This is a genomic window from Piscinibacter sp. (genome assembly GCF_050175855.1).
GTDB lineage: Bacteria > Pseudomonadota > Gammaproteobacteria > Burkholderiales > Burkholderiaceae_C > Piscinibacter.
In genome coordinates, this window is sequence record NZ_JBFXIO010000019.1 from 1 (window position 1) to 25,845 (window position 25,845).

The 25,845-nt window shown below is 70.5% G+C and carries 26 protein-coding genes; 20 read left to right on the forward strand and 6 right to left on the reverse strand.

Translation table 11 applies throughout. The features are described from left to right. The 8 genes from AB7U92_RS03080 to gshB all read left to right on the forward strand — a co-directional run. The coding region (locus AB7U92_RS03080; protein WP_428574625.1) for a TorF family putative porin at positions 1-543 on the forward strand (543 nt) is incomplete at its 5' end. A 57-nt stretch (positions 544-600) separates the two neighbouring features. Further along, positions 601-939 (forward strand): P-II family nitrogen regulator, encoded by a 339-nt coding sequence (locus tag AB7U92_RS03085; RefSeq protein WP_428574627.1) that lies wholly within the window; start codon positions 601-603, stop codon positions 937-939. Positions 940-977: 38 nt separating this feature from the next. Then, positions 978-2,489 carry an ammonium transporter gene (locus AB7U92_RS03090; RefSeq protein ID WP_428574629.1) on the forward strand — a complete coding sequence of 504 codons (1,512 nt, stop codon included), beginning with the start codon at positions 978-980 and terminating at the stop codon, positions 2,487-2,489. A gap of 162 nt (positions 2,490-2,651) precedes the next feature. Next, positions 2,652-3,947: a glutamate--cysteine ligase gene (gshA, locus tag AB7U92_RS03095; RefSeq protein ID WP_428574631.1), complete on the forward strand. Its 1,296-nt coding sequence runs from the start codon at positions 2,652-2,654 to the stop codon at positions 3,945-3,947. 40 nt (positions 3,948-3,987) lie between these two features. Beyond that, on the forward strand, positions 3,988-5,862 hold the full coding sequence (locus AB7U92_RS03100; RefSeq protein ID WP_428574634.1) for a potassium transporter Kup: 1,875 nt from the start codon (positions 3,988-3,990) through the stop codon (positions 5,860-5,862). Beyond that, entirely contained in the window at positions 5,859-7,031 is a 1,173-nt protein-coding gene (locus tag AB7U92_RS03105; protein WP_428574636.1) for a benzoate/H(+) symporter BenE family transporter, read from the forward strand. The genes AB7U92_RS03100 and AB7U92_RS03105 overlap by 4 nt, the downstream gene beginning before the upstream one ends. 13 nt (positions 7,032-7,044) lie before the next feature. After that, positions 7,045-8,265, forward strand: coding sequence for an AGE family epimerase/isomerase (locus AB7U92_RS03110; protein WP_428574638.1), 1,221 nt, complete (start codon positions 7,045-7,047; stop codon positions 8,263-8,265). Between the two features lie 32 nt (positions 8,266-8,297). Further along, entirely contained in the window at positions 8,298-9,248 is a 951-nt protein-coding gene (gene gshB / locus AB7U92_RS03115; RefSeq protein WP_428574640.1) for a glutathione synthase, read from the forward strand. Between the two features lie 47 nt (positions 9,249-9,295). Here the strand turns inward: gshB and glyA are convergent, their stop codons facing one another. After that, a complete protein-coding gene (gene glyA / locus AB7U92_RS03120) occupies positions 9,296-10,606 on the reverse strand; it encodes a serine hydroxymethyltransferase (protein WP_428574642.1) in 1,311 nt (436 codons plus the stop codon). Between the two features lie 56 nt (positions 10,607-10,662). Here glyA and AB7U92_RS03125 point away from each other — a divergent pair, with 56 nt between their 5' ends. Continuing rightward, the gene (locus AB7U92_RS03125; protein WP_428574644.1) at positions 10,663-12,555 is read left to right on the forward strand and encodes an ATP-binding cassette domain-containing protein; all 1,893 of its coding nucleotides are present in this window, start codon (positions 10,663-10,665) and stop codon (positions 12,553-12,555) included. Between the two features lie 16 nt (positions 12,556-12,571). On the opposite strand, the gene AB7U92_RS03130 is transcribed toward AB7U92_RS03125, so the two are convergent. Further along, entirely contained in the window at positions 12,572-13,312 is a 741-nt protein-coding gene (locus AB7U92_RS03130) for a hypothetical protein (protein WP_428574646.1), read from the reverse strand. 30 nt (positions 13,313-13,342) lie between these two features. Further along, positions 13,343-14,803, reverse strand: a complete 1,461-nt coding sequence (locus tag AB7U92_RS03135; protein WP_428574648.1) for a PLP-dependent aminotransferase family protein — start codon at positions 14,801-14,803, stop codon at positions 13,343-13,345. A 91-nt stretch (positions 14,804-14,894) separates the two neighbouring features. Between AB7U92_RS03135 and AB7U92_RS03140 the strand changes: the two genes are divergently transcribed. The 6 genes from AB7U92_RS03140 to AB7U92_RS03165 are packed head-to-tail and all read left to right on the forward strand — an operon-like array spanning position 14,895 to position 20,057. Beyond that, complete coding sequence (locus tag AB7U92_RS03140) at positions 14,895-15,509, forward strand: LysE family translocator (RefSeq protein WP_428574650.1); 615 nt, start codon at positions 14,895-14,897, stop codon at positions 15,507-15,509. Further along, a complete protein-coding gene (locus AB7U92_RS03145; RefSeq protein WP_428574652.1) occupies positions 15,506-16,408 on the forward strand; it encodes a DMT family transporter in 903 nt (300 codons plus the stop codon). Before AB7U92_RS03140 ends, AB7U92_RS03145 begins: the two co-directional genes overlap by 4 nt. A 22-nt stretch (positions 16,409-16,430) precedes the next feature. Then, positions 16,431-17,609 (forward strand): PLP-dependent aminotransferase family protein, encoded by a 1,179-nt coding sequence (locus tag AB7U92_RS03150; protein ID WP_428574654.1) that lies wholly within the window; start codon positions 16,431-16,433, stop codon positions 17,607-17,609. Beyond that, positions 17,606-18,445, forward strand: coding sequence for a PhzF family phenazine biosynthesis protein (locus tag AB7U92_RS03155; protein WP_428574656.1), 840 nt, complete (start codon positions 17,606-17,608; stop codon positions 18,443-18,445). Before AB7U92_RS03150 ends, AB7U92_RS03155 begins: the two co-directional genes overlap by 4 nt. Then, positions 18,442-19,089 carry a VOC family protein gene (locus tag AB7U92_RS03160; RefSeq protein WP_428574658.1) on the forward strand — a complete coding sequence of 216 codons (648 nt, stop codon included), beginning with the start codon at positions 18,442-18,444 and terminating at the stop codon, positions 19,087-19,089. Before AB7U92_RS03155 ends, AB7U92_RS03160 begins: the two co-directional genes overlap by 4 nt. Further along, positions 19,086-20,057: a threonine dehydratase gene (locus AB7U92_RS03165; RefSeq protein WP_428574660.1), complete on the forward strand. Its 972-nt coding sequence runs from the start codon at positions 19,086-19,088 to the stop codon at positions 20,055-20,057. Before AB7U92_RS03160 ends, AB7U92_RS03165 begins: the two co-directional genes overlap by 4 nt. Before the next feature lie 35 nt (positions 20,058-20,092). On the opposite strand, the gene AB7U92_RS03170 is transcribed toward AB7U92_RS03165, so the two are convergent. Further along, positions 20,093-20,548, reverse strand: a complete 456-nt coding sequence (locus AB7U92_RS03170; RefSeq protein WP_428574662.1) for a c-type cytochrome — start codon at positions 20,546-20,548, stop codon at positions 20,093-20,095. Positions 20,549-20,734: 186 nt separating this feature from the next. Between AB7U92_RS03170 and AB7U92_RS03175 the strand changes: the two genes are divergently transcribed. The 5 genes from AB7U92_RS03175 to AB7U92_RS03195 are packed head-to-tail and all read left to right on the forward strand — an operon-like array spanning position 20,735 to position 24,581. Continuing rightward, a complete protein-coding gene (locus AB7U92_RS03175) occupies positions 20,735-21,415 on the forward strand; it encodes a cytochrome b/b6 domain-containing protein (protein ID WP_428574664.1) in 681 nt (226 codons plus the stop codon). Positions 21,416-21,419: 4 nt separating this feature from the next. Further along, complete coding sequence (locus tag AB7U92_RS03180) at positions 21,420-21,938, forward strand: GNAT family N-acetyltransferase (RefSeq protein WP_428574666.1); 519 nt, start codon at positions 21,420-21,422, stop codon at positions 21,936-21,938. A gap of 25 nt (positions 21,939-21,963) precedes the next feature. Next, the gene (locus AB7U92_RS03185; protein WP_428574668.1) at positions 21,964-22,770 is read left to right on the forward strand and encodes an HpcH/HpaI aldolase family protein; all 807 of its coding nucleotides are present in this window, start codon (positions 21,964-21,966) and stop codon (positions 22,768-22,770) included. A 48-nt stretch (positions 22,771-22,818) separates the two neighbouring features. Continuing rightward, positions 22,819-23,685, forward strand: a complete 867-nt coding sequence (locus AB7U92_RS03190; protein ID WP_428574670.1) for an aldose 1-epimerase — start codon at positions 22,819-22,821, stop codon at positions 23,683-23,685. Then, positions 23,682-24,581 carry an SMP-30/gluconolactonase/LRE family protein gene (locus AB7U92_RS03195; RefSeq protein ID WP_428574672.1) on the forward strand — a complete coding sequence of 300 codons (900 nt, stop codon included), beginning with the start codon at positions 23,682-23,684 and terminating at the stop codon, positions 24,579-24,581. Before AB7U92_RS03190 ends, AB7U92_RS03195 begins: the two co-directional genes overlap by 4 nt. A gap of 4 nt (positions 24,582-24,585) precedes the next feature. On the opposite strand, the gene AB7U92_RS03200 is transcribed toward AB7U92_RS03195, so the two are convergent. Together AB7U92_RS03200 and AB7U92_RS03205 are read right to left on the reverse strand one after the other, a co-directional pair. Beyond that, a complete protein-coding gene (locus AB7U92_RS03200) occupies positions 24,586-25,197 on the reverse strand; it encodes a thioredoxin family protein (protein WP_428574674.1) in 612 nt (203 codons plus the stop codon). 38 nt (positions 25,198-25,235) lie between these two features. Further along, a partial coding sequence (locus AB7U92_RS03205) for a thioredoxin family protein (RefSeq protein WP_428574676.1) occupies positions 25,236-25,845 on the reverse strand: 610 nt, incomplete at its 5' end.

Below are 25,845 nucleotides of genomic sequence, written 5' to 3' on the forward strand. Positions count from 1 at the left end.
TTCGACTACACGATGGGCGGCCTGTACATCGGCAACTGGAACTCGTCGATCGGCTTTGCCAACGGCACCGAGATGGACTTCTACGGCGGCTACAAGGGCGAGGTGTCGGGCATCGGCTACGACGTCGGCCTGCTGCAGTACTACTACCCGGGCAGCGGCTCGTCGGCGGCCAATACCACCGAGATCTATGGCGCGCTGAGCTACAGCATCGCCAGCCTGAAGTACTCGCACGTGGTGTCGAAGGACTACTTCGGCTACGGCTCTGCCTTCGGCGTGAAGGGCCGCGGCACCGGCTACCTCGACCTGAGCGCGAACTACGAGGTCATGACCGGCCTGACCCTGAACGCGCACGTGGGCTACACCAGCCTGGCCAGCGAGCTGAAGGACGTCGGCTACGAGAACTACACCGACTACAAGCTCGGCGCCACCTACGACCTCGGCAACGGCCTGTCCGTCTCGGGCGCCTATGTCGGTGCCGAGAAGAAGAACTGGGGCGACATCAACAAGGGCCGCGTGATCCTGGCCGTGTCCAAGGCGATGTGATCGGCGCGGCGCCCGCCGTGCGGGCGCCGCACTCAACAGCAGAAAGAGGGGAATCCCATGAAGATGGTGACCGCGATCGTCAAGCCGTTCAAGCTCGACGAAGTGCGTGAAGCCCTGAGCGCCATCGGCGTGCAGGGCATCACGGTGACCGAAGTGAAGGGCTTCGGCCGCCAGAAGGGCCACACCGAGCTGTACCGCGGTGCGGAGTACGTCGTCGACTTCCTGCCCAAGGTGAAGATCGAGGCGGCCGTGGACGACGCCATCGTCGATCGCGTGATCGAGGCCATCGAAGGCGCGGCCCGCACCGGAAAGATCGGCGACGGCAAGGTGTTCGTGTCGCCGCTCGAGCAGGTCGTGCGCATCCGCACCGGCGAGACCGGCAAGGACGCCCTCTGAGCGGCGCCCCAACCGATGTCCCAACACAAGAGACAACCATGAAGAAACTATTTGCGACTCTCGCCCTGGGCCTCGCGGTTCTGGGCTTCTCGGGCGCCGTATGGGCTCAGGCGGCGTCCGCTCCCGAGGCGGCCGCGTCGGTGGCTGCTGTCGCCGAAGCGGCCTCCGCCGCAGCGCCTGCCGCGGCCGAAGCCGCTTCCGAGGCCGCGGCGCCGGCCGCGCCGGTGGCCAACAAGGGCGACGTGGCCTGGATTACCGTGGCCACGCTGCTGGTCATCATGATGACCGTTCCGGGCCTGGCGCTGTTCTACGGCGGCCTGGTGCGCAGCAAGAACATGCTGTCGGTGCTGATGCAGGTGATGGTCACGTTCTCGCTGATCGTCGTGCTGTGGTTCATTTATGGCTACAGCCTGGCTTTCACCGAGGGGAATTCCTTCGTCGGCGGCTTCGATCGCCTGTTCATGAAGGGCCTGTTCGATCCCGCCACCGGTGCATTCGCGATGGGTGCGACCTTCAGCAAGGGCGTCTACATTCCCGAGCTGCTGTTCGCTGCCTTCCAGGCGACCTTCGCCGGCATCACCTGCTGCCTGATCGTTGGCGCCTTCGCCGAGCGCATCAAGTTCTCGGCGGTGCTGATGTTCATGGTGCTGTGGTTCACCTTCAGCTATGCGCCGATCGCGCACATGGTGTGGTTCTGGATGGGCCCGGACGCCTACGCCAGCGCCGAGGTGGTCGACGGCCTGAACGCCAAGGCCGGCCTGATCTGGCAGTGGGGCGCGCTGGACTTCGCCGGCGGCACGGTGGTGCACATCAACGCCGCCGTCGCCGGCCTCGTGGGTGCCTACATGATCGGCAAGCGCGTCGGCTACGGCAAGGAAGCGTTCACGCCGCACTCGCTGACGCTGACCATGGTCGGTGCCTCGCTGCTGTGGGTGGGCTGGTTCGGCTTCAACGCCGGCTCGGCGCTGGAAGCCAGCAACAGCGCTGTGCTCGCCTTCGCCAACACCTTCACGGCCACGGCCGGTGCGGTGCTGGCCTGGTGCATCGGTGAAGCGCTGATGAAGGGCAAGGCCTCGATGCTGGGTGCCGCATCGGGCGCTGTCGCCGGCCTGGTGGCGATCACCCCGGCCGCCGGCAACGTCGGCCTGATGGGCGCGATCGTGATCGGCTTCGTCGCCGGCTTCGCCTGCCTGTGGGGAGTCAACGGCCTGAAGAAGATGCTTGGCGCCGACGACTCGCTGGATGTGTTCGGCGTGCATGGCGTGGGCGGCATCGTCGGCGCGCTGCTGACGGGCGTGTTCAACACCCAGGCGCTCGGCGGCCCGGGCCTGGTGACCGACTGGGTCACCGCCACGGTCGGCTCCAACGGCATCGGCGCGCAGGTGTGGATCCAGCTCAAGGGCGTGCTGCTGACCATCGTCTGGTCGGGCATCGTCTCGGTGATCGCCTACAAGATCGTCGACCTGGTCATCGGCCTGCGCGTGCCGGAAGACGAGGAGCGCGAAGGCCTGGACATCACCTCGCACGGCGAGACGGCCTATCACAACTGATTCGACGTCATTGCGACGCTACAGCCGCCCGGGCCCCGGGCGGCATTCCGAGGGCCACCGCGAGGTGGCCCATTTCCATGGCGGCGCCGGGCTTGCAGGGCGGCGGCTTCAGCCCCAGATGCCTAGAATTCGTCCTCCGCAGCGCCACTCCCGGGCCGACCCATGGTTCCTCACCTCATCACCGCCCTGACCGGCCCGATCAACGAACTGGAGCAGCGCATCCTCGAATCGCTGCCGGCCATCGAACGCTGGTTCAGGCTCGAGTGGATGGAGCACACGCCGCCGTTCTACACGTCCGTCGACGTGCGCAACGCCGGCTTCAAGTTGGCGCCGGTGGACACCAACCTCTTCCCCGGCGGCTTCAACAACCTCACCGAGGACATGCTGCCGCTGGCCGTGCAGGCGGCGATGGCGGCGATCGAGAAGATCTGCCCCGAGGCCAAGAACCTGCTGCTGATCCCCGAGAAGCACACCCGCAACACGTTCTACCTGACCAACGTGCAGCGGCTGATGCAGATCTTCACCCAGGCCGGCCTGAACGTGCGCCTGGGCACGCTGGACGAGACCCTCACCACGCCGACCGAGGTCGAGCTGCCCGACGGCAGCAAACTCAAGCTCGAGCCGCTGGTGCGCAACCGCGGGCGCCTCGGGCTGAAGGACTTCGACCCCTGCACCATCCTGCTCAACAACGACCTGTCGGCCGGCATCCCGAAGGTGCTGGAAAACCTGCACGAACAGTACCTGCTGCCGCCGCTGCACGCCGGCTGGGCGGTGCGGCGCAAGACCAACCACTTCCAGGCCTACGAGGAAGTGGCGAAGAAGTTCGCCAAGCTGCTCGGCATGGACCCGTGGCTGATCAATCCGATGTTCGCGCGCTGCGGCGAAGTCAACTTCAGCGACGGCGCCGGCGCCGACTGCCTGATGAGCAACGCCGAGACGCTGCTGGCCAAGATCCGCCGCAAGTACAAGGAATACGGCATCAACGAGAAGCCGTTCATCATCGTCAAGGCCGATGCGGGTACCTACGGCATGGGCATCATGACCGTGCGCGATCCGAAGGACCTGGCCGACCTGAACCGTCGCACGCGCAACAAGATGAGCGTCATCAAGGACGGCCAGGAGGTCAGCGAGGTCATCCTGCAGGAAGGCGTGCCGACCTACGAGCGTGTCAACGACGCGGTGGCCGAGCCGGTGGTCTACATGATCGACCGCTACGTGGTCGGCGGCTTCTACCGCGTCAACGCCGAGCGCGGCATCGACGAGAACCTCAACTCGCCGGGGGCGAGCTTCGTGCCGCTGGCCTTCGCCGAGAGCGGTCACCTGCCCAAGCCGGGCGCCAAGCCGGGTGCGAGCGCACCGAACCGCTTCTACATGTACGGCGTGATTGCGCGGCTGGCCATGGTGGCGGCCAGCTACGAGCTCGAAGCGACCGACCCGGACGCCGAAATCTACGAGTGAGCGCACGGCGGCGGCCCGCGCCGCCCCTACACTCACGGCCGTGAGCCAGCACAGCAAGAAGTCGAGCCTCGCCGCGCTGACGCTGGGTGCCATCGGCGTCGTCTACGGCGACATCGGCACCAGCCCGCTTTACGCCTTCAAGGAGGTGTTCGCCCACGGCCACGTTCCGATGAGCAACGCGAACATCTACGGCGTCCTGTCGCTGATGTTCTGGACGCTCACCGTCGTCGTCTCGCTGAAGTACGTGCTGCTCATCCTGCGCGCCGACAACAACGGCGAGGGCGGCCTGATCGCGATGCTCGCGCTGGCCTCTCAGGCGGTGAAGGACAAGCCGAAGCTGCATGCGCGGCTGATGCTGATCGGCATCTTCGGCACGGCGATCTTCTTCGGCGACGGCGTGATCACGCCGGCGATCTCGGTGCTCTCGGCCGTCGAGGGCCTCGAGGTGGCGGCGCCGGCGCTGCACCCCAGGATCGTGCCGGTCACGCTGGTGGTGCTCACGGCCTTGTTCATGGTGCAGCGCCTGGGCACGGCCAGCGTCGGCCGCTTCTTCGGGCCGATCACGGCCGTGTGGTTCGTGGTGCTGGCGGTGCTGGGGGCGATGCACATCATGCGCAACCCGGCCATCCTGGTGGCGCTGAACCCGTACTACGCGCTCGAGTTCCTCACCGCCCACACCGGCATCGCCTTCATCGCGCTCGGCTCGGTGGTGCTGTGCGTCACCGGCGCCGAGGCGCTGTATGCCGACATGGGCCACTTCGGCAAGGGCCCGATCCGCATCGCCTGGTTCAGCCTGGTGATGCCGGCGCTGGTGATCAACTACTTCGGCCAGGGCGCGATGCTGCTCGCCCACCCCGAGAACGTGAAGAACCCGTTCTACGAGATGGCGCCCACCTGGGCGCTGTACCCGCTGATCGGCCTGGCCACGGCCGCCACGGTGATCGCCTCGCAAGCGCTCATCACCGCGGCGTTCTCGGTGACGCGACAGGCCGTGCAGCTCGGCTACCTGCCGCGGCTGCGCGTGCTGCACACCTCGGTGCGCGACACCGGGCAGATCTACCTGCCGTTCGTGAACTGGGGCCTGTACGTCTGTATCGTGCTGGCAGTGGTGCTGTTCCGCTCGTCGAGCAACCTCGCCGCGGCCTATGGCATCGCGGTGACGATCGACATGCTGATCACCACCACGATGACCTTCTTCGTCATCCGCTACGGCTGGAAGTACCCGTGGTGGCTGTGCGTGGCGGCCACCGGCTTCTTCTTCCTGGTCGACTTCACCTACTTCGCCGCCAACATCGTCAAGGTGGTCGACGGCGGCTGGTTCCCGGTGGTGATCGGCGCGGCGATGTTCCTGCTGCTGATGACCTGGAAGCAGGGCCGCCGGCTGATGGCCGAGCGCATGCGCGACGACGCGATCGACCTGAAGAGCTTCCTCGAGGCGGTGTTCGTCGCGCCGCCGGTGCGCGTTGCGGGCACGGCGGTGTTCCTGGTCAGCGACCAGGGCAGTACGCCGAATGCGCTGCTGCACAACCTGAAGCACAACAAGGTGCTGCACGAGACCAACCTGTTCGTGACCGTGCGCCACCACGAGGTCCCGTGGATCGGCTTCGAGAAGCGCGTGGAGATGGAGTCGCTTGGCAACGACTGCTGGCAGGTCACGCTGCACTTCGGATTCAAGAACGAGCCCGACGTGCCCGAGGCGCTGGCCCTGCTGCGCGAGCGCGGCGTGCAGCTCGACGACATGGAGACCAGCTACTTCCTCTCGCGCGATATCGTCATCCCCACGCTCGGCGGTGGCATGGCGCTGTGGCGCGAGAAGCTGTTCGCGAGCATGCACCGCAACGCCGCTGCCGCGGCTGATTTCCTCAACCTGCCGGCCAACCGGGTCGTCGAGCTCGGCGCCAAAGTGCAGATTTGAACTTTCTCCGCGATCTGTCCCTGCCCGCCTTCACCGCCGGCTTCGTCGCCGTGCTGGTGGGCTTCACCAGCTCGGTGGCCATCGTCTTCCAGGCCGCCACGGCACTGGGCGCGACGCCGGCGCAGATCAGCTCGTGGATGTGGGCGCTGGGCCTGGGCATGGGGCTGTGCTCGGCGCTGCCTTCGCTGGTGCTGAAGAAGCCCGTGATGGTGGCCTGGAGCACCCCCGGCGCCGCCGTGCTCGCCACCGCCGCGGTGACCGGCGGCTTCACGCTCGCCCAGGCCACCGGCGCCTTCATCGTCTGTGCGCTGCTGATGATCGCCGCCGGCGCCACCGGCGCCTTCGAGCGCGTGATGGACCGCATCCCGATGCCGATCGCCAGCGCCTTGCTGGCCGGCGTGCTGGCGCGCTTCGGCATGGACGCCTTCCTCGCCGCCAAGTCGGCACTGCCGCTGGTGCTGGTGATGCTGGCCGTCTACCTCGTTGGCCGCCGCGCATGGCCGCGTTATGCCGTGCCGGGCGTGCTCGCTGCCGGCACCGCCTTCGCGGCGGCGCAGGGCCAGCTGCAGCTCGGCGGCGTGGCCTTCACGCTGACCACGCCGGTGTTCGTGATGCCGGAGTTCACCCTGGCCGCGGCAATCAGCCTGGCGCTGCCCCTCTTCGTCGTCACCATGGCCTCTCAGAACCTGCCCGGCGTGGCGGCCATCCGCGCGGCCGGGTACCGCCTGCCGATCTCGAAGCTGATCACGATGACCGGCGTGGCCACGCTCGTGCTCGCGCCCTTCGGCGGCTATGCGCTCAACCTCTCGGCCATCACCGCGGCGATCTGCATGGGGCCGGAGGCCCACGAAGACCCGGACAAGCGCTACACCGCGGCGGTGAGCTGCGGGCTCATCTACGTGGTGATCGGCCTGTTCGGCGCGGCCGTCACCGGCGTGCTCACGGCCTTCCCGCGCGAGCTGGTGGTGGCGGTGGCGGGCCTCGCGCTGCTGGGCAGCATCGGCGGCGGGCTGGCGGTGGCGGTGAAGGACGAGCAGCGCCGCGAGGCCGCGCTGATCACCTTCCTCGTCACGCTGTCGGGGCTCACGCTGTGGGGCATCGGCTCGGCCTTCTGGGGCGTGGTGGCCGGTGCACTGGCGCTGGCCGTCCAGTCGTGGCGGCGAGCCTGAACGGAGGACTCTCATGCCCGATTTCCGCGCCAGCGAGTTCCTGCTCGGCCACATCCGCCACACGCTGGCCTTCTACGACGCGCGCTGCGTCGATCCGTCCGGCGGCTTCTTTCACTTCTACAAGGACGACGGCACGGTCTACGACTGGCGCACGCGCCACCTGGTCAGCAGCACACGTTTCGTCTTCAACCACGCGATGGCATGGCGGCACTTCGGCCTGGCGGGCTACCAGGATCGCGTGCGGCACGGATTGGCCTTCCTGGAGACCGCCCATGCCCAGCCGCAGGGCGGCTACGCCTGGCAGGTCGACTGGGACGGCCGGCGCGCCACGGTGCAGGACGGCACGAACCACTGCTACGGCCTGGCCTTCGTGCTGCTGGCCCATGCCCATGCGCTGCTGGCCGGCGTGGCCGAAGCCCGCGCCGGGCTGGATGCGACCTTCGCGCTGATGGAGCAGCGTTTCTGGGAGCCGGCCAATGGCCTGTATGCCGACGAGGCCACGGCCGGCTGGCGGCTGGCGGCCTACCGCGGCCAGAACGCCAACATGCATGCCTGCGAGGCCCACCTCGCGGCGTTCGAAGCCACGCGCGACCCCCGGCACCTGCAGCGCGCGCTGGCGCTGGCCGAATCGGTGACCGGCCGGCTCGCCGCGCTGGCCGACGGCCTCGTATGGGAGCACTACCGCGTGCAGGACGACGGCTCGTGGGCGGTCGACTGGGACTACAACCGCGATGACAGGACCAACATCTTCCGGCCCTGGGGCTTCCAGACCGGCCACCTCACCGAGTGGGCCAAGCTGCTGATGCAACTCGAGCGCGCCTTGCCCGATCACGAGCGGCCGGCGTGGATCGTGCCGCGCGCCCGGCACTTCTTCGACACGGCGATGGCGCGCGGCTGGGACGCGCTGAACGAGGGCCTGGTCTACGGCTTCGGCCCGGACGGCGCGGTGTGCGACGGCGACAAGTATTTCTGGGTGCAGGCCGAGAGCCTCGCCGCCGCCGCGCTGCTGGCCGAGCGCACCGGCGACGAGGCGTACTGGCAGTGGTACGACCGCCTCTGGGCCTACGCCTGGCAGCACTTCGTCGACCACGAGCACGGCGCGTGGTACCGCATCCTCTCGAGCGACAACCGCAAGCTCAGCGACGAGAAGAGCCCGGCCGGCAAGACCGACTACCACACGATGGGCGCGTGCTACGACGTGCTGCGCGTGATCCGGCGAGTTGTGCCACAGTGAGGGCAGACCGCCGCTCCGATACCCCGACCGCCATGCGCTTCCTGTTCGTCGCCGATCCGCTGGAACAGTTCAACATCAAGAAGGACAGCACCTACGCCATGATGAGCGAGGCCGCGGCGCGCGGCCACGAGCTGTTCGCCTGCGAGCCGAAGGATCTGCTGTGGCAGCGTGGTGGCCGCGTGGCCGCACAGATGCGCCAGGTCGCGCTCAGCGGCGACCCGGTCTACTGGTTCACCGAGCAGCATGCGCCGGAGCTGGCGCTGGCGGAGCTCGACGCGGTGCTGATGCGCAAGGATCCACCCTTCGACAGCGAATACTTCTACGCCACCCACCTGCTGCAGCAGGCCGAGCGCGAAGGCGCCCGCGTGTTCAACAAGCCGGCGGCGCTGCGCGACCACCCGGAGAAGCTCGCCATCCTCGAGTTCCCGCAGTTCATCGGCCCGACGCTGGTGACGCGCGATGCCGAGGCGATCAAGCGCTTCCACGCCGAGCACGGCGACATCATCCTCAAGCCGCTGGACGGCATGGGCGGCATGGGCATCTTCCGCGTCGGCCCCGACGGCCTGAACCTCGGCAGCATCACCGAGACGCTCAACAGGGGCGGCGCGCAGACGGTGATGGTGCAGGGATACCTGAGCGAGATCGCGCAGGGCGACAAGCGCATCCTGGTGATCGGCGGCGAGCCGGTGCCCTTCTGCCTGGCGCGCATTCCGCAGGGCAGCGAGATCCGCGGCAACCTCGCCGTCGGCGGCAAAGGCGTGGCGCAGCCGCTGTCGGCGCGCGACCGCGAGATCGCCTCGACGCTGGGCCCCATCCTGGCTGCGCGCGGCATGTTGCTGGCCGGGCTGGACGTGATCGGCGACTGCCTCACCGAGATCAATGTGACCAGCCCGACCTGCTTCCGCGAGATCGCCGACCAGACCGGCTTCGATGTCGCGAAGGTGTTCATCGACGCGCTCGAGTCGGCGCTGCGCCACCGATGAGGCCGGCCCCGACGGCCGCGCAGCTGCTGATGCGCCTCGGCTGATCGTCAGTTGATGTAGTGCAGCTCGCGGAAGCGCTGGCGGAAGGCTTCCACTGCGGCCGCCACGGCCTCGGGCCGATCGCCCAGCGCCCGCGCGATCAGCGAACCGAGTTCGCCCATGTGCTCGGCCCCCATGCCCAGCCGCACGATCTCCGGCACGCCCAGGCGCAGGCCGTTGATGTCGCCCGCCACCGGTGCGATCGGCAGCCCGATGCCGCATGCCAGCAGCCCGGCGCGGGCCATGCGTTTCGCCGCCGCCTGCCCGCCGCCCCAGCGTGCCGCCTCGATGGCGAACTGGTGCGAGGTGGTGGCGCCGCGCGCCATCGCGTAGACCGGCAGGCCCTCGCGGTGCAGTGCCTGCGCCAGTGCGCGGGCGGTGTCGCACATCGCGTGCGCGTAGGCCGCACCGTGCTTCTTCCAGTCGGCCAGCGTGACCGCCAGCGCCGCCACCTTGCCGGCGTCGAAGTTGGCAGTCAGGCCAGGGTAGGCGATCGCGTCGATGCGCTCGGCAATGGCCGCGTCGTTGCCGACCACCAGCCCGCCCGGCGGGCCGCCCAGGCTCTTGTAGGTGCTCATCGTCATCACGTGGGCGCCCTGCGCGAGCGGGTTGGCCCAGGTGCGCCCGGCCACCATGCCGGAGAGGTGTGCGGCGTCGAAGAGCAGCTTCGCACCGACCTCGTCCGCAATCTCGCGCATCGCCGCCACCGGGTGCGGAAAGAGGTTCAGGCTGCCGCCGGCGGTGATCAGCTTCGGCCGGACTTCGCGGGCCAGCGTGCGCAGTGCTGCCACGTCGACGGTGTAGCCGTCGGCCAGCACCGGTGCCGGCACGCTCTTCAGCCCGTACAGCCCCGCCGCGCCCGCGCCGTGGTGCGTCACATGGCCGCCGATCTCCGCCGGCGGCGCGATGATCGTGTCGCCGGGCCGGCAGGTGGCCATGAAGACGTAGAGGTTGGCCAGCGCGCCGGAGGCCACGCGCACCTCGGCGAAACGCGCGTCGAAGATCTCCGAGGCGAGCTCGGCGCAGATCACCTCGATGCGCTCGATCGCCTCCAGGCCCATCTCGTACTTGTCGCCGGGGTAGCCGAGCGAGGCGCGCGAGCCCAGCCCCGAGGCCATCATCGCCTCGGCCTTGGGGTTCATCACGTTGCTCGCCGGGTTGAGGTTGATGCCGTGCTGGTCGTGGATGCGGCGGTTCTCGGCGACGAGGCGGGCGATCTCGTGGAAGACGGCCTCGCTGTCCTGCCGCGCCGTCTGCGCGGCGATGGACTGCACCAGGTCTTCGCAAGGGCCGGGCACCCAGGGGCGGCGTTCGAGCATGGTCGGTCGAAGTGGTTGCGCGATGGGGCCATCGTACGCCCGGCGACAATCGCGCGATGGCCGTCCTGTCCCTGTCCAATGCCCACCTCGCCTTCGGCCACGTCGCCCTGCTCGACGGCGCCTCGTTCTCGCTCGAATCCGGCGAGCGGCTTGGCCTGATCGGCCGCAACGGCGCCGGCAAGTCCTCGCTGCTGAAGATCGTCGCCGGGCTGGAGAGGCCCGACGACGGGCTGCTGCAGGTCACGCAGGGCCTGCGCATCCGCTACGTGCCGCAGGAACCGGCCTTCGACGAAGCCGCCAGCGTGTTCGACGTGGTCAGCGAGGGCGTGGCCGAAGCGAAGGCGGTGCGTGCCGCCTACGAGGAACATGCGCCGGGTGTCGACCTCGACGCGTTGCAGACGCGCATCGAGGCGCTGGACGCCTGGAATTGGGAGCAGCGCGTGGACACCACGCTGCACCAGCTGCACCTGGACGGCGGCCGCATCGTCGGCGAGCTCAGCGGCGGCATGAAGAAGCGCGTGGCGCTCGCGCAGGCGCTGGTGGCCGTGCCCGACGTGCTGCTGCTCGACGAACCGACCAACCACCTCGACCTCGATTCGATCGCCTGGCTGGAGGAGCTGCTGCGCGATTTCAAGGGCGCGGTGATGCTGATCACCCATGACCGCGCCTTCCTCGACAACGTGGCCACGCGCATCGTCGAGCTCGACCGCGGCACCATCCGCAGCTACCCCGGCAACTTCAGCGCCTACGAGCGGATGAAGGAGGAGCAGCTCGCCGCGGAGGCACTCGCCAACGCGCGCGCCGACAAGCTGCTCGCGCAGGAGGAGGTGTGGATCCGCAAGGGCGTGGAAGCGCGGCGCACGCGCAGCGTGGCACGCATCCAGCGGCTGGAGGTGCTGCGCGCGAAGCGGCAGGCACGGCGCGAATCGCTCGGCCAGGTTCGGCTGGAAGTGGACAGCGGCGTGCCCGGCGGCAAGATCGTCGCGGAGCTGAAGGACGTCTCCATGCGCTTCGGCGACAAGCTGATCGTCGACCACTTCAGCGCCACCATCCTGCGCGGCGACAAGGTCGGCCTGATCGGCCCGAACGGCGCCGGCAAGACCACGCTGCTCAAGCTCATCCTCGGCGAACTGCAGCCGACCTCGGGCACGGTGCGGCAGGGCACGCGCATCGAGGTGGCCTATTTCGACCAGATGCGCAGCGTGCTCGACCTCGACGCGACGCTGACCGACACCATCAGCCCGGGCAGCGAGTGGATCGAGGTGGGCGGCGCGCGCAAGCACGTGATGAGCTACCTGAACGACTTCCTGTTCTCGCCCGAGCGTGCCAACTCGCCGGTGCGCACGCTGTCCGGCGGCGAGCGCAACCGCGTGCTGCTGGCGCGCCTGTTCGCGCTGCCGGCCAACGTGCTGGTGCTCGACGAGCCGACCAACGACCTCGACATCGACACGCTGGAGCTGCTCGAGGAACTGCTGCAGAACTACGCCGGTACGGTGTTCCTGGTGAGCCACGACCGCCGCTTCCTCGACAACGTGGTCACCAGCACGATCGCCTGGGAGGGTGACGAGTCACCGGGGCTGTGGCGCGAGTACGAGGGCGGCTACGAGGAGTGGCGCGTGCAGCGCGAGCGTTCGCGGGCGATCCGCGAGCGCGAGCAGGCGCGCCAGGCGCCGGCAGCCGGAAAGCCGCCCGCGGTACCGTCGCCGGCGGCGGCGCCCGCACCGAAGCCGCGCAAGCTCAGCTACAAGGAGCAGCGGGAGCTCGACGAGCTGCCGGCGCGCATCGAGGCGCTCGAGGCTGAGCAGAAGTCGCTCAACGAACTGCTCGCCGATCCGCAGAGCTACGTGAAGGATCCGCAGCGCATGGCCTTGGCGCACCAGCGCGTGGCAGCGATCGACGAGGAACTGATGGCGGCGCTGGAGCGCTGGGAGGAACTCGGCGCGCGGTGAGTCGAGCGGGCTGGGTTCAGAACCAGGTATCCCGGACGGCATCCGGGTGCGAGCGGCTGACGATCAGCCCGCTCTGCAGGTACAGCGCGTTGAGCAGGCGCGTGGCCCGCTCGCGGTCCATGCCCGGCCAGTCGGACAACTCGCGCAGCGAGGCACCTTGCCGCGCCAGCCGCTGGATGGCCGCCATCACCGCGCCGCTGGCCGGCAGCGAGGCCGTGTCCAGCCCCGGCGCCACGCGGTAGACCGCCGGGCCGGCGATCTCCGGCAGCAGCTCCCGGCGCAGGCCGCGCATGGCCAGTTCCCACAGCAGCGGGGCGAGCGGGTAGTGCGCCGCCTCGGCGCCGACCAGCATCGTGTGGCCTTCACCCGGCGGCTGCAGCAGCGCGGGCTCCACGTGCATCACCTTCAGGTCGAGCAGCGGCTTGCCGACCAGCTCTTCCGGCGCCACCGGGCTGTGCACCAGGCGCTCCTGGGCGAACACCGTCAGCGGCACCACCCGCTCGCCGGTCTGGATGTGGATCGTCACGCGCTTGCCGTGGCGCACGCAGGCAGCCATCACTTCCACCACCTCGGAGGCGCCGCCGTCCTCGCCGAAGCGCAGCAGGTCGGCCTTCAACGAGGGGCTGAGCTGCGAGATGCGGGTGCTGATGCCGCCGGCCTCGGTGCGCATCTCGTCGAGGTAGCGCTGGTAGGCACTGGCCCGCATCAGCTCGGGCTCACCGAGCGGCAGGGTGGGCTGGAACAGTTCGCTGTTCATCACCATGGCATTGTCTCTCGTTACGCTTGGTCACGAAAGGGGCTGCAGACCGGCGCGGGCCGCCTGGAGAGCTTGCCAGAAACGCGCGTCCTGGGTGGTCGCGAAGTTGATGCGCATCAGCGTCGTCGGCCGGTGGGTGGCGTGGAAGAGCGCGCCCGGGGCGATCAGCCAGCCGTCGTCGTGCATGCGCTGGGCCAGCCGCTCGGTGTCCACGCCGGTGTCCACCCAGCCGAACAGCCCGCGCGGCTCGGCCGCGAATCGACAGCCATGGCTGCGCGCGAGTTCCACCGAGCGGCTGCGCGCGGCATCCAGGAGGCGCTGGATGCGCTCGGCATGACGGCGAAGCAAGCCCTGCTCCAGGCAGTGAGCGAGCGCCAGCTCCGTCATCGACGGCGTGGTCAGCGTGGACAGCAGCTTGGTGTCGATCATCCGGTCGACCCAGCGGCTGGGCGCGGCGAGAAAGCCGACCCGCCAGCTCGGCGTGAGGATCTTCGAGAAGCCGGAGACGTAGATCGTGCGCTCCAGCGCATCCAGCGCCGCCAGCCGCGGCAGGTGGGTGGGCGCGAGGTGCGCGTAGGTGTCGTCCTCGACGATGGCGAAGTCGTGCGCCGCGGCGAGCTGCAGCACCTTGTGCGCCGACTGCAGGCTCAGCGAGGCGCCAGTCGGGTTGTGCAGCACTGAAACCGTCACGTACAGGCGCGGCTTCGCGGCCTCCGGCTGGGCCTCGATCAGCCGCTGCATCGCCGCCAGGTCCGGCCCCTCGGGGCCGCGCGGCACCGGCAGCACGCGCAGGCCCAGGGCCGCCAGGCGGGCGTACTCCACCGACCAGCCAGGCTCGTCGACCAGCACCGAATCGCCCGGCTTGAGCAGGGTGCGGGTCACCACGTCGAGCGCGTGCGTGGCGCCCACGGTGGTGACGATCTGGTCGGCGCGGGCGGCAATGCCGTGCTCGGCCAGGCGCGCGGCCAGCGCCCGGCGCAGGCGGGCCTCGCCCGCCGGCTCGCCGTACTGCAGGGTGCTGCGGCCGAGCTGAGTGCTCACTTTGCGCATTGCGCTGGCGAGCAGTGGCGCATCCAGCCAGTCGGCCGGCAGGGTGCCGAGACCGGGCATCGGCTGGGCGCCCGGCGGCTGGAACATGCCGCGGATCAGCGTGGTCGCGCTGATCGGCAGCGGCGAGCGCGGTGTCGGCGCGAGCCGCGGCGCGCCGGTATCGGCCAGCGGCGCGCGGACGAAGAAGCCGCGCTGGGCGCGCGCCTCGACCAGGCCCTGCGCCAGCAACTGGTCGTAGGCGGCGACCACCGTGGTCGGGCTGACCTCGTGGCGGCGCGCGCACTCGCGCACCGAAGGCAGCCGCGCGCCGGGTGCCAGCAGCCGCGCGCGGATGCGTTCGGCGAAGCGGGCGGCGAGCTGCTCGGTCAGGGTGGCATCGGACTGCCGGGACAGCGGTGCGGCACCGGGAATCGGGTGGCTCTCGCGGGAGACGTCGAGCATGGCGTGTGCTGGCGGATTCACCAGTACAGGGAAGAGTCAGATGATGAGCAGTGTACTGCTGCTGTGCTGGTGCCGCCCCTAGACTGGCCACATGTCTGCAGAAGAACTCGCCGCCCTGCTGAGCTTCGCGACGGCGATGAGCTTCACGCCGGGGCCGAACACCACGCTGTCGACCGCGCTGGGCGCCAACCTGGGCCTGAAGCGGGCGCTGCCCTTCATCCTGGCCGTGCCGGCGGGATGGACCCTGATGATGGTGCTGTGCGGGCTCGGCCTGGCCGCGCTGGTGCTGGCGGCGCCGCCGCTGCGCCTGGCGGTGAAGTTCGGCGGCATCGCCTACCTCGTCTGGCTGGCCTGGAAGCTCGCCCGCGCCAGCCGCCTCGGCGAGGCCGACCCGGCGCAACTGCAGGTCGGCTTCTGGCAGGGTGTGGGCCTGCAGTTCCTCAACATCAAGGCCTGGATGCTCGCGCTGGCGCTGGCCGCCGGCTGGGTGACCAGCGCCGGCGCAGCGCCCGCGCCGAACCCGGGCGAGCGGCTGGCGATCGTCTGTGTCGTGATGGTGGGATTCGCCTTCGCGAGCAACTTCACCTACGCCTGGGTCGGCTCGATGCTGCGCGGCTGGCTGGCGCAGGGGCAGCGACTGCTCGTGTTCAACCGCGCCATGGCGGCGGTGCTGCTGGCCACCGCGGCCTGGCTGGTGACGGCATGAATGCGCAGCCTTCGCGACACGACGAGCAGCGCGGCCTGTGGCTGGGCCTGCTCGGCGTGGTGATCTTCGCGCTGACGCTGCCGATGACGCGGCTGGCCGTCGGCCCGGCGAGCGACCCGCAGCTGCCGCCGTTGTTCGTCACGGCCGGGCGCGCGGCCTTGGCCGGGCTGCTGAGCATCGGCTACCTCTTCGCCGTGCGCGCGCCGCGGCCCGCCGTCGCCCAGCTGCCGGCGTTCGCCGTCTCGGCGCTGGGCACGGTGGTGGGCTTTCCGCTCTTCCTCGCGCTGGCGCTGCGCCAGGTCGAATCGATGCATGCGGCGGTGGTCACCGGCCTGCTGCCGCTGGCCACCGCGCTGGCGGCGGCGCTGTGGTTCCGCCAGCGGCCCTCGGCGGGCTTCTGGGCCTGCGCGGCGGGCGGCTGCGCGCTGGTGGTCGCCTTCGCGCTGGTGCAGGGCAGCGGCCGGCTGGTGATGGCCGATGCGCTGCTGCTCGGTGCCGTGGCCAGCGCCGCCACCGGCTACGTGGCCGGCGCGCGGCTGGCAGCGCAGATGCGCGCCGAGCAGGTGATCTGCTGGGTGCTGGTGCTCAGCCTGCCGGTGACGCTGCCGCTGACCCTGATGTCCTGGCCGGTGCAGCCGGTGCGCGCGGCCGCCTGGGGTGCGTTCGGCTACGTCACGCTGTTCTCGATGTGGCTGGGCTTCTTCGCCTGGTATCGCGGCCTCGCGCTCGGCGGCACGGTGCGTGTCAGCCAGGTGCAGCTGGTCCAGCCCTTCCTCTCGCTGCTGTTCGCCGTGCCCGTGCTCGGCGAGCAGCTCGACCCCGCCACCGTGGGCTTCGCGCTCGCGGTGATCGCCACCGTGTTCGCCGGCAAGCGCATGCCGGTGCACCGTACCGCCTGAGCTCCCCGAAGAAAGGCCCGCCATGAGCTTCGTCCTTGCCCGCCGCGCCGAGCGCATGAACCCCTCGGTGATCCGCGAGATCCTCAAGGTCACCGAGCGACCCGGCATCGTCTCGCTGGCCGGCGGGCTGCCGTCGCCGGACAGCTTCCCGGTCGAGGCGATGCGCGCGGCCTGCGAACGGGTGCTGCGCGACACGCCGCGCGAGGCCCTGCAGTACGCCGCCAGCGAAGGTTTCGGCCCGCTGCGCGAGTGGGTGGCGGCGCAGCTCGGCGAACGCGGTCTGACGGTCGAGGCCGCGCAGGTGCTGATCACCACCGGCTCGCAGCAGGGGCTGGACCTGGTCGGCAAGGTGCTGATCGACGCCGGCAGCGGCGTGGCGGTGGAGCGGCCCACCTACCTCGGCGCGCTGCAGGCTTTCGCCCCCTACGAACCCGAAGTGGTGAGCCTCGAGTGCGACGACGACGGCCCCTTGCCCGAGGCACTCGCCGCGGCGCGCGGCGCGCGCTTCCTCTATCTGCTGCCCAACTTCCAGAACCCGAGCGGCCGCTGCATGAGCGCGGCGCGGCGCGAGGTGCTGGCCGAAGCGGCGCAGGCCATGGCCCTGCCGATCGTCGAGGACAACCCCTACGGCGACCTCTGGTTCGACGCCGAGCCGCCGCCACCGCTGGCCGTGCGAGCGCCGGGCAACACCGTCTACCTCGGCTCCTTCTCCAAGGTGCTCGCGCCGGGGCTGCGGCTGGGCTATGTGGTTGCGCCGAGAGCCCTCTTCCCCAAGCTGCTGCAGGCCAAGCAGGCCGCAGACCTGCACACGCCGGGCTTCAACCAGCGCGTGGTGCACGAGGTGATCCGCGACGGCTTCCTGAGCGAGCACGTGCCCACCGTGCGCGCGCGCTACCAACGGCACCGCGACGCGATGCGTGATGCGCTGCAGCGCCACCTGCCCGCCGGCTGCCGCTGGAACGTGCCCAGCGGCGGCATGTTCTTCTGGCTCGAGCTGCCCGAGGGCATCGACGCCACGGCGATGCTGCCGAAGGCGGTGGAGCGCGGCATGGCCTACGTACCGGGCGCGGCCTTCTTCGCCAACCATGCGCGAGCCAATACGCTGCGGCTGAGCTTCGTCACCGTGCCGCCGGAAGAGATCGGGCGCGGCGTCGCGCTGCTCGCCGAGACGCTCGCGCAGGCCCTGAAGGAGAAGGCATGAGCACCCCGCGCCGCTTCACGCAGCTCGACGTCTTCACCGCCACGCCGCTGAAGGGCAACCCGCTGGCAGTCGTGCACGACGCGCAGGGCCTGGACGACGCGCAGATGGCTGCCTTCGCACGCTGGACCAACCTGAGCGAGACCACCTTCCTGCTGCCGACCACCGACGCCGCGGCCGATTACCGGGTGCGCATCTTCACGCCCGGCGGCGAACTGCCCTTTGCCGGCCATCCGACGCTCGGCTCCTGCCAGGCCTGGCTCGCGTCGGGCGGCGTCGCGCGCGGTACCGGCGAGGTCGTGCAGGAGTGCGGCGTCGGCCTGGTGCGCATCCGGCGCGACGGCGCGCGGCTGGCCTTCGCCGCCCCGCCGCTGCGGCGCAGCGGCGCGGTCGACGCGGAGACGCTCGTGCACATCGCCCGCAGCCTGCGCGTGGAGCGCAGCGCGATCCGGGCTTCGCAATGGGTCGACAACGGCCCGGGCTGGGTGGCCGTGATGCTGGGATCGCGCGACGAGGTGCTGGCGCTGCGGCCGGACTTCGTGGCCATGCAGGGGCTCAAGCTCGGTGTGGTTGCGCCCTGCGGGCCAGGGCACGACGCGCAGTTCGAGGTGCGTGCCTTCGTGCCGACCCTGGGCGTGCCGGAGGATCCGGTCACCGGCAGCCTCAACGCCGGCCTGGCCCAATGGCTGATCGGTGCCGGCCTCGCGCCGCAGCGCTACGTGGCCGCGCAGGGCACGGCACTCGGCCGCGACGGGCGGGTCTTCGTCGAGCGGATCGGCGACGACACCTGGATCGGCGGTGACAGCGTGATCGTGGTGCGCGGCGAGGTCGCGCTGTGAGCTGGCAGGTCGACCACCTCGTGATCGGTGCGGCCTCGCTGGAGCAGGGCGCGGCCTGGTGCGCCGCGACGCTCGGTGTGCTGCCCGGCCCCGGCGGCAAGCATGCGCTGATGGGCACGCACAACCTGCTGATGGCCATCGGCGCCGAGGCCTTTCCGCGAAGTTATCTGGAGATCATCGCCATCGACCCGCAGGCCCCGCCGCCCGGTCGCCGACGCTGGTTCGATCTCGATGATCCGGCGCTGCGTGCCACGCTGGCCGCCGCTCCTCGGCTGATCCACTGGGTGGCGCGCTGCGAAGACGTCGCCGCCGAGTGCGCGGCGCTGGCCGGCGCCGGCATCGACCGCGGCGAGGTGCTGCAGGCCGAGCGCGACACGCCGCGCGGCACGCTGCGCTGGCAGATCGCGGTGCGGCCCGACGGCCAGCGGCTCTTCGGCGGCGCGCTGCCCACGCTGATCGAGTGGGGCGAGGTGCACCCGGCCGGCAGCCTGCCGGCCTGCGGCGTTCGGCTCGAATCGCTCGCGGTCGGCACGTTGCCCGATGCCGCCGCGCGCCGGCTTCCGCCAGGGGTGTCGACGAGCGATGCCTTCGCCGCCACGCTGGCCACGCCCGCCGGACGCGTGCGGCTGGAGGGTGCCGCATGAGCTTGCCGGATCGCGACGCGCTGCAATCCGCGCTGGCGGTCGTGCGCCAGGCCATGCCGCCGACGCCACAGCAGCGCTGGCCACTGCTCGACGCGCGCTGCGGCGCACAGGTGTGGGTCAAGCACGAGAACCACACGCCGGTGGGCGCCTTCAAGCTGCGCGGCGGACTGGTCTACATGGACGCGCTGGCGCGGCGCGAGCCGGCCGTGCGCGCCGTGATGAGCGCCACGCGCGGCAACCACGGCCAGTCGATCGCCTTCGCGGCGGCGCGCCACGGGCTGTCCGCGACCATCGTCGTGCCGCGCGGGAACTCAGTCGAGAAGAACGCCGCGATGCGCGCGCTCGGCGCCGAGCTGATCGAGCACGGCGAGGACTTCCAGGCCGCGCGAGAGCACGCCGTGGCACTCTCCGCCGAACGCGGCGCGCACATGGTGCCCTCGTTCCACGACGACCTGGTGCGCGGCGTGGCGAGCTACTGGATGGAGTTCTTCGGTCACTTCGCCGCGGGCGAGGAACCCGAGGCGGTGTTCGTGCCGATCGGCCTGGGTTCGGGCATCTGCGCCTGCGCCGCGGCGCGCGCGGCCACCGGTGCGCGCACGCGAATCGTCGGCGTGGTCTCGGCGCATGCGCCGGCCTACCGGTTGTCGTTCGAGGCCGGCCGTCCGATCGAAGCACCGGTGAGCACGCAGCTGGCCGACGGCATGGCCTGCCGCGTGCCCGAGCCCGCGGCGCTGGCGATCATCCGCCGCGAGGTGGAGGAGATCGTTGCCGTCGATGACGCGGAGGTGGCGCAGGCGATGCACGCACTGTTCGCCGATACCCACAACGTTGCCGAAGGTGCCGGCGCCGCCGCGCTGGCCGCGCTGCTGCAGCAGCGCGGGCGCTGGGCGGGCCGACGCGTCGGCCTCGCGCTCAGCGGCGGCAACGTCGACAGCGACGTGTTCGCGAAGGTGCTCGGCGCGCGCTGAGCCGGCCGACGTACCCGTCGGCCGAGGGGCTCACGTCACTCCTTGCGATATTCGTCGTGGCAGCCCTTGCAGGTCTTGCCCACCTCGCCAGCCGCAGCCTTGATGGCGTCGAGATTGCCGCCCTTGGCTGCCACGTTGAGGCTGGCCATCGCGTCCTGCATCTTCTTCGCGCCGGCGTTGAACTTGTCCATCTCGGCCCAGATCTCGGGCTTGGCGCGGGTCTCGCCCTTGTCGGTGCCGGGGCCGAATCCCGCGAAGGGCAGGGTGGACATGAACGTGGCCACCTCGGCGTTCTGCGCCGCCACCTTGGCGTCGAACGGGATCTTGCCCTGGGCCATGCCGGCCACGCGGCCGAAGTGCGCCGCCATTACCGTGAAGGCGCCCTTGCGGTACTTGATCGCATCCTCCGGCTTGGCAAACTGCGCGGCAGCGGGCAGGGCCGTGGCCAGCGCGGCGGCAGCGATCAGGATCGACGAGAGCGAACGTTTCATGCGGTTTCTCCTTCGTGAGGGTTGGCGTGGGGCCGGCGCGCGGCGTCGGAGCTGGGCCGGTTGCAGCGTATACGCCGCACCGATGCGTTTGCATCCCGAACTCCGGCAAGACCGCGTGTTTTGCTGCGGCAAGGCCGCGAGGCGTTATCGTCGGCCCTGCACAAGAGACGAGGAGACGACGACGGCATGAATCCGCAGACAGTGTCCGTGCGCGTGTGGGACCTGCCGACGCGCCTGTTCCACTGGGTGCTGATGCTGTGCGTGATCGGTTCGGTGGTCAGCGCCAAGATCGGCGGCAACGCGATGGTGTGGCACTTCCGGCTCGGCTACGCGGTGCTCGCGCTGCTGGCCTTCCGGCTGCTGTGGGGGCTGGTCGGCGGGCGCTGGTCGCGCTTCGCGAGCTTCCTGTACGGGCCCGCCGCGCTGATGCGCTACCTGAAGGGTGCCAGCCGCCCCGACGAACACCACGAGGTCGGCCACAGCCCGCTGGGCGCGCTGTCGGTGTTCGCGCTGCTGGCGCTGCTGGCCGCGCAGGTGGGCAGCGGCCTGTTCGCCGACGACGAGATCGCCAGCAGCGGCCCGCTGGTGCGCTTCGTCTCCGGCGCCACCAGCAGCCTGCTGACCGGTTGGCACAAGAACTGGGGCCAGTGGCTGATCCTGGCGACGGTGGCGTTGCACGTGCTGGCCATCATCGTCTACCGGGTGCGGCGCGGGCGCGACCTGGTCACGCCGATGATCGTCGGCGACAAGCCGCTGCCGGCCGACGTTCCCGCCGCGCGCGACACGCTGTCCACGCGCGGCCTCGCGCTGGTGCTGCTGGCCGTCTGCGGTGCCGGGGCGGCCTGGGTCGCCAGCCTCGGGGGCTGAGCTGATGGCCACCGGCATCGGCCCCGACATCCGCCTCGCCGTGCCCCAGGGCAGCGACGACCTGGACGCCACGCGCGCCATCTTCCGCGAGTACGCCGCCGGGCTCGGCGTCGACCTGTGCTTCCAGAACTTCGAGGACGAGCTGGCCGGGCTGCCCGGCGACTACGCGGCGCCGGCCGGCCACCTGCTGCTCGCGATGGTCGATGGCCAGGTCGCGGGCTGCGGCGGCTTTCGCGCCCTGCACGACGTCGACCATGCCAACGCCTGCGAGATGAAGCGGCTGTACGTGCGCCCGGCCTTCCGTCGCTTCGGCCTCGGCCGCCGGCTGGCCGAGGCGCTGATGGACGAGGCGCGCCGCTGCGGCTACTCGGTGATGCTGCTGGACACGCTCGACGACATGGAGGCGGCGCGGGAACTGTACGCGTCGCTCGGCTTCGTCGAGACCGCGCCCTACTACTACAACCCGATTCCGGGCGCACACTACCTGCGCGCGGATCTCGCCGACAGCCAGAGCCGCTACTGACCTCCCCTCGCGAAAGGAGCGCGCCATGAACCCGTTCCGCCAACTGCTCAAGTCCGCCGGCGGCCACCCGCCGGTGGGCACCTGGATCATGTCGGCCAGCCCGCTGGTGGCCGAGGCCACCGGCCACGCCGGCTTCGACTGGGCGGTGATCGACATGGAGCACTCGCCGCTGGACATGATGGACGTGCTGCAGATGATGCAGGCGCTGTCGTGCACGAAGATGGTCCCGATCGTGCGCGTGGCCTGGAACGACGCCGTGCTCGTCAAGCGCGTGCTCGATGCCGGCGCCACCACGGTGATGTTCCCCTTCGTGCAGACCGCCGACGAGGCTGCGCGTGCGGTGGCCGCCACACGCTACCCGCCGCAGGGCGTGCGCGGCATGGCCGGCATGAGCCGCGCCAGCCGCTTCGGCACGCTGCCCAACTACCTCGCCACCGCCAACCGGCAGATGGGCGTGATCGTGCAGCTCGAGACCGCGCAGGCGATCGAGCGCATCGACGCGATCGCCGACGTCGACGGCGTGGATGGCCTGTTCATCGGCCCGGCCGACCTGTCGGCCTCGATGGGCTACGTCGGCCAGCTCACCCACCCGGCGGTGATGGACCGCATGGCGCACGCCGTGCTGCGCTGCAAGGCCATCGGCAAACCGGTGGGGACGATCGGCGGCGACCCGGAATCGGTGGCGCAGTACCGCGCTGCCGGCTTCGACTACGTCGCCGTCGGCTCCGACCTCGGCCTGTTCATGCAGGGGGCGCGCTCGGCCATCGCCGCGCTGCGCACGCCCAGCGGCGAGCACGTGCACTCGGTCTCGTCGGGCACCCAGGGTTACTGAGGGCCCGCACGGTCCGGTTTCGCGCCGGTACCGGCGTAGCATCGGCCCATGACCGCGCACGCCTCCACCGCCCACAGCTTCGAACTCCATGCCGGCGCGCTGCGCCTGGCCCTGCGGCCCGACCTCGGCGGCTGCATCGCCGGGCTGTGGCATCGCGAGACGCCGATCCTTCGCAGCGCGGAGCCGGTGGCGCTGGAATCTTCGCGGGCATCGGCCTGCTATCCGCTGGTGCCGTACTCCAACCGCATCGGCTACGCGCGCTTCCGCTGGAAGGGGCACGACCACGCCACGCGGCCCAACTTCGGCGACAGCCCGCACTCGGTGCACGGCCTGGGCTGGCAGCGGCCGTGGGAGACGGTCTCGTCGAGCGCCGTCGAGCTGGTGATGCGGCTGCGCCACGCGGCCGATGCCGACTGGCCCTTCGCCTTCGAGGCGACGCAGTACGTGACGCTGACGCCGCAGTCGGTGCACGTGGAGATGATCGTGACCAACCATGCCGACGTGGCGCAACCGGTCGGGCTGGGCTGGCACCCGTACTTCCCGAAGCGCGCGCGCAGCCGGCTGCACATCGAGTGCGCCGAGCGCTGGGACAGCGACGCCGCCGGGCTGCCGGTGCGCAAGGTGGCGCAGCCGGGCATCGACAGCGACGTGATCCACCTCGACTTCGACCACTGCTTCGACGGCTGGCGCGGCGCGGCGCGCATCCGCGACGAGCGCTTCTCGCTGCAGCTCACGTCATCGATGCAGCGGCTGGTGATCTATACGCCGCAGACGAAGGACTATTTCTGCGTCGAGCCGGTCAGCCACGTCAGCAACGCCATCCACATGGCCGACCCGCTGGCCCACGGCCTGGTCAGCGTGGCGCCGGGAGAGAGCGCCCGCGGCTGGATGCAGCTCGACATCGCGGTGGTATGAGCGAGGGCGAGATCCGCGTCGCCGTGGCCTCGGCGTCGCTGCTCGGCGAGTCGCCGTTCTGGCATCCGCGCGAAAAGGCGCTCTACTACTGCGACATCCCGGGGCGCCGGCTGAACCGATTCGACCCGGCGAGCGGCGAACTCGTCCACTGGGAGTTCGACTGCGAGCCGGGCAGCTGCGCGCCCTGCCTCGACGGCACGCTGCTGCTGGCGATGCGCGACGGCCTGTGGCGCTTCGATCCGGCAACGGGGGCGCGCCGCGAGCTGGCGCCGCCGCCCTACGACCCGGACATCGAGCGCTTCAACGACGGCAAGTGCGATCCGCAGGGGCGCTTCTGGGTCGGCACGATCTACGAGCCGCGCGATGCGGCCAGGGCGACGCTGCACTGCTACACGGGCGGCAAGCTGGTGCAGCGCGCCGGCGGCGCGACCGTGGCCAATGGCCTGGCCTGGAGCCCGAACGGCCGCACCATGTACTGGACCGACACCAAGGCGCACACTACCTACGCCTTCGACTTCGAGCCGGCCACCGGCGAGATCAGCCGCCAGCGTGTATTTGCCAGCTTTCCCGTCAGGCAGGACGGACAGCCGCTGGAAAGCTATGGCGGCCGGCCCGACGGCGCGGCCGTCGACACCGAGGGCTGCTACTGGGTGGCGATGTTCGAGGGCCAGCGGCTGCTTCGCCTGGCGCCCACCGGCGAAGTGCTGCGCGAGGTGCGCCTGCCGGTGCGCTGCGCCACCATGCCCTGCTTCGGCGGCGCCGACCTGAAGACGGTCTACGTGACCACCGCGCGCGAGAAGCGCCCGGCGGCCGAACTGGCCGCGCAACCTTGGGCCGGCTGCGTTCTGGCGTTCGACGTCGACGTGCCGGGCTTGCCGGTCAACTTCGCCGTCTAGAGGCTCAATCGCCGTACTTGACGGAGCAGCCGTAGGCCTGCGTCGCCGGCTGGCTGACCGGCTTGCCGGCCACCACCTCGGCCACCGCCTGGTTGACGTAGTTGGTCGCGGTCTTGATGTCGGCCGGGTTGGCGGTCGGCTTGCTGTCGATCGCGCCGACGTAGGCCAGCGTGCCCTTGGGATCGATCACGTACATGTGCGGCGTGGTGCGCGCGCCGTAGGCGCGGCCGACCTTGCCGTCGGCGTCCATCAGCGTGGCGGTGGGCGCGCCGCCCTTGTCCTTCATCCAGCCGGCCAGCGCGGCCGGCTGCAGGTAGTCGCTCGCGCCGCTGTGGGTGGAGTTGATCGTCAGCCACACCGCGCCCTTGGCGACGGCGTTCTTCTGCGTGGCCGGCATGTTGGCGCTGTCGTAGTGCTTCTTCACGTACGGGCAACCGGGGTTGACCCACTCCAGCACCACCGTCTTGCCCTTGAAGTCGGCCAGGGAGACAGTCTTGCCGCTGGTATCGACGGCACTGAAGGCCGGCGCCGGCTGGCCCACCGCGGCGGCGGCGAGCACCGAGGCCGAAGCGCCGAGCGCGGCGGCAAAGGCGGTGAGGCGGAACACGTGCTTCATGCGGAACTCCTTTCGTACGGACAAGGGGGAGGACGGGTTCAGAGCCGGGCCAGCGCGTCGCGCACCTCGCGCACGCTGAGGATCTCGCTGAGGATCTGCGGCGCGCCGTCGCGCCCGTAGAGCGCATAGACCGGCACGCCGTTGCGGCCGAACCCGGCCAGCGCTGCGGTGATGGCAGGGTCGCGGCGCGTCCAGTCGGCACGCATCAGCACCACGCCGCGCGCGGCGAAATCGGCCATCACCGCGGCGTCGGCCAGCGTGGTGCGCTTGTTGTACTGGCAGGTCACGCACCAGGCAGCGGTGAAGTCGACGAACACCGGCGTGCCGGCGGCGCGCAACTCGGCCACACGCTGCTCGCTCCAGGGCTCCCAGGCCGAGCCGGCCTCGCCGCTGCGTGCCGGCGAGGTGGCCGCCGACGCGTGCAGCGTCGGCAGCATCCACGACAGCGCCGCGGCCAGGCTCAGCAGGCCGATCGCACCGAAGGCCGCGCGGCCGATGCCGCCGATGCCCGGCGTGCCCAGTGCCCAGGCGATGAAGGCCAGCGCCAGCAGCACGGCCAGCAGTGCCGAGGCGCCGTCGATGCCGACCTGCTGCCCGATCACCCAGACCAGCCAGATCACGGTGGCGAACATCGGGAAGGCCATCAGC

What these genes read in the sequence shown, in the direction of transcription:
- AB7U92_RS03085 (WP_428574627.1), top strand. Translation starts at nt 601, where the DNA reads ATGAAGATGGTGACCGCGATCGTCAAGCCGTTCAAGCTCGACGAAGTG.
- AB7U92_RS03090 (WP_428574629.1), top strand. Translation starts at nt 978, where the DNA reads ATGAAGAAACTATTTGCGACTCTCGCCCTGGGCCTCGCGGTTCTGGGC.
- gshA (WP_428574631.1), top strand. Translation starts at nt 2,652, where the DNA reads ATGGTTCCTCACCTCATCACCGCCCTGACCGGCCCGATCAACGAACTG.
- AB7U92_RS03110 (WP_428574638.1), top strand. Translation starts at nt 7,045, where the DNA reads ATGCCCGATTTCCGCGCCAGCGAGTTCCTGCTCGGCCACATCCGCCAC.
- gshB (WP_428574640.1), top strand. Translation starts at nt 8,298, where the DNA reads ATGCGCTTCCTGTTCGTCGCCGATCCGCTGGAACAGTTCAACATCAAG.
- glyA (WP_428574642.1), bottom strand. Translation starts at nt 10,606, where the DNA reads ATGCTCGAACGCCGCCCCTGGGTGCCCGGCCCTTGCGAAGACCTGGTG.
- AB7U92_RS03125 (WP_428574644.1), top strand. Translation starts at nt 10,663, where the DNA reads ATGGCCGTCCTGTCCCTGTCCAATGCCCACCTCGCCTTCGGCCACGTC.
- AB7U92_RS03130 (WP_428574646.1), bottom strand. Translation starts at nt 13,312, where the DNA reads ATGAACAGCGAACTGTTCCAGCCCACCCTGCCGCTCGGTGAGCCCGAG.
- AB7U92_RS03135 (WP_428574648.1), bottom strand. Translation starts at nt 14,803, where the DNA reads ATGCTCGACGTCTCCCGCGAGAGCCACCCGATTCCCGGTGCCGCACCG.
- AB7U92_RS03140 (WP_428574650.1), top strand. Translation starts at nt 14,895, where the DNA reads ATGTCTGCAGAAGAACTCGCCGCCCTGCTGAGCTTCGCGACGGCGATG.
- AB7U92_RS03145 (WP_428574652.1), top strand. Translation starts at nt 15,506, where the DNA reads ATGAATGCGCAGCCTTCGCGACACGACGAGCAGCGCGGCCTGTGGCTG.
- AB7U92_RS03150 (WP_428574654.1), top strand. Translation starts at nt 16,431, where the DNA reads ATGAGCTTCGTCCTTGCCCGCCGCGCCGAGCGCATGAACCCCTCGGTG.
- AB7U92_RS03155 (WP_428574656.1), top strand. Translation starts at nt 17,606, where the DNA reads ATGAGCACCCCGCGCCGCTTCACGCAGCTCGACGTCTTCACCGCCACG.
- AB7U92_RS03165 (WP_428574660.1), top strand. Translation starts at nt 19,086, where the DNA reads ATGAGCTTGCCGGATCGCGACGCGCTGCAATCCGCGCTGGCGGTCGTG.
- AB7U92_RS03170 (WP_428574662.1), bottom strand. Translation starts at nt 20,548, where the DNA reads ATGAAACGTTCGCTCTCGTCGATCCTGATCGCTGCCGCCGCGCTGGCC.
- AB7U92_RS03175 (WP_428574664.1), top strand. Translation starts at nt 20,735, where the DNA reads ATGAATCCGCAGACAGTGTCCGTGCGCGTGTGGGACCTGCCGACGCGC.
- AB7U92_RS03180 (WP_428574666.1), top strand. Translation starts at nt 21,420, where the DNA reads ATGGCCACCGGCATCGGCCCCGACATCCGCCTCGCCGTGCCCCAGGGC.
- AB7U92_RS03185 (WP_428574668.1), top strand. Translation starts at nt 21,964, where the DNA reads ATGAACCCGTTCCGCCAACTGCTCAAGTCCGCCGGCGGCCACCCGCCG.
- AB7U92_RS03190 (WP_428574670.1), top strand. Translation starts at nt 22,819, where the DNA reads ATGACCGCGCACGCCTCCACCGCCCACAGCTTCGAACTCCATGCCGGC.
- AB7U92_RS03195 (WP_428574672.1), top strand. Translation starts at nt 23,682, where the DNA reads ATGAGCGAGGGCGAGATCCGCGTCGCCGTGGCCTCGGCGTCGCTGCTC.
- AB7U92_RS03200 (WP_428574674.1), bottom strand. Translation starts at nt 25,197, where the DNA reads ATGAAGCACGTGTTCCGCCTCACCGCCTTTGCCGCCGCGCTCGGCGCT.